The organism is Pelagimonas phthalicica (assembly GCF_004364805.1).
GTDB lineage: Bacteria > Pseudomonadota > Alphaproteobacteria > Rhodobacterales > Rhodobacteraceae > Pelagimonas > Pelagimonas phthalicica.
Window position 1 is genome coordinate 1 of the sequence record NZ_SOAP01000017.1, and the last position, 1,832, is coordinate 1,832.

Consider the following 1,832-nt stretch of genomic DNA (forward strand, 5'->3'; position numbering starts at 1 on the left):
GCCCATGTTGACGCGTCGCGTTATGATGAGATGTATGCGCAGTCGGTGAGCGATCCTGAGGGGTTCTGGGGGGCTCAGGCGGAGCGGCTGGATTGGATCAAGGCGCCGAGCCAGGTCAAGAACGTCAATTACAATTTTGGCGAGGTGAATATCGAATGGTTCGCCGATGGCACTCTGAACGTCGCCGCCAATTGCATCGACCGCCATCTGGAAAGCCGCGGCAATCAGACCGCGATCATTTTCGAGCCTGATGATCCTGCCGAACAGGCCCAGAGCATCAGCTATAACGACCTGCATCGCCGGGTCTGCCGCATGGCCAACGTCTTGGAATCCTTGGGGGTTCGCAAGGGCGACCGGGTGATCATCTACCTCCCGATGATCCCCGAGGCCGCCTATGCCATGCTGGCCTGCGCCCGTATCGGTGCCATCCATTCCATCGTTTTTGCCGGGTTCAGCCCCGATGCTCTGGCGGCGCGGGTCAATGGCTGTGACGCCAAGGTCGTCATCACCGCCGACCACGCTCCGCGCGGCGGGCGCAAGACTCCGCTCAAGGCCAATACCGACGCCGCCCTGCTGCATTGCAAGGACACGGTTAAATGTCTGGTTGTAAAGCGCACCGGCGAACAGACCACCTGGATTGCCGATCGCGACTATGATTACAACGAGATGGTGCTGGAGGCCGACGATTATTGCCGCCCCGCCGAGATGAACGCCACCGACCCTCTGTTCATCCTCTACACCTCGGGTTCGACCGGCCAGCCCAAGGGCGTTGTGCACAGCTCTGGCGGGTATCTGCTTTATGCGGCGCTGAGCCAGGAAGTCACCTTTGACTATCAGGAGGGCGATGTTTACTGGTGTACCGCCGATGTGGGCTGGGTCACCGGGCACTCCTATATCGTCTATGGCCCGCTGGCCAATGGCGCGACCACGCTGATGTTTGAAGGCGTGCCGACCTATCCCGATGCCAGCCGTTTCTGGCAGGTTTGTGAGAAACACAAGGTCAATCAATTCTACACCGCCCCGACCGCCATTCGCGCATTGATGGGTCAAGGCAATGAATTTGTTGAGAAATGCGACCTGTCTTCACTGCGCATTCTGGGTACGGTCGGCGAGCCGATCAACCCCGAGGCCTGGAACTGGTACAATGATGTGGTCGGCGGCGGGCGCTGCCCGATTGTTGACACCTGGTGGCAGACCGAAACCGGCGGCCACATGATGACCCCGCTGCCGGGTGCCCATGCGACCAAGCCGGGTTCGGCGATGAAGCCGTTCTTTGGCGTACAACCTGTGGTTTTAGACCCGCAATCGGGTGAAGAGATCCACGAGTATCCGGTTGAGGGCGTTTTGGCGATCAAGGACAGCTGGCCCGGTCAGATGATGACGGTCTGGGGCGATCACGAGCGGTTCCAAAAGACCTATTTCAGCGATTACAAAGGCTACTATTTCTCGGGCGATGGCTGCCGTCGTGACGAGGATGGCGATTACTGGATCACCGGGCGTGTCGATGACGTGATCAACGTAAGCGGGCATCGCATGGGCACCGCTGAAGTTGAATCAGCGCTGGTGGCACATGCCAAAGTGGCTGAGGCCGCGGTGGTTGGCTACCCGCATGAGATCAAGGGCCAGGGCATCTATTGCTATGTGACGCTGATGAACGATGTGGAACCCACCGAAGAGCTGCGCAAAGAGCTGCGCACCTGGGTGCGCACGGAAATCGGCCCCATCGCCTCACCCGACCTGATCCAATGGGCCCCCGGCCTGCCCAAAACCCGCTCCGGCAAAATCATGCGCCGCATCCTGCGCAAAATCGCCGAAAACGACTACGGCAGCCT

1 protein-coding gene is annotated in these 1,832 nt (G+C 59.8%); it reads left to right on the top strand.

Annotated elements, in window-relative coordinates; translation table 11 throughout:
* The coding region (gene acs, locus CLV87_RS23710; RefSeq protein WP_099249850.1) for an acetate--CoA ligase at positions 1–1,832 on the top strand (1,832 nt) is incomplete at both ends.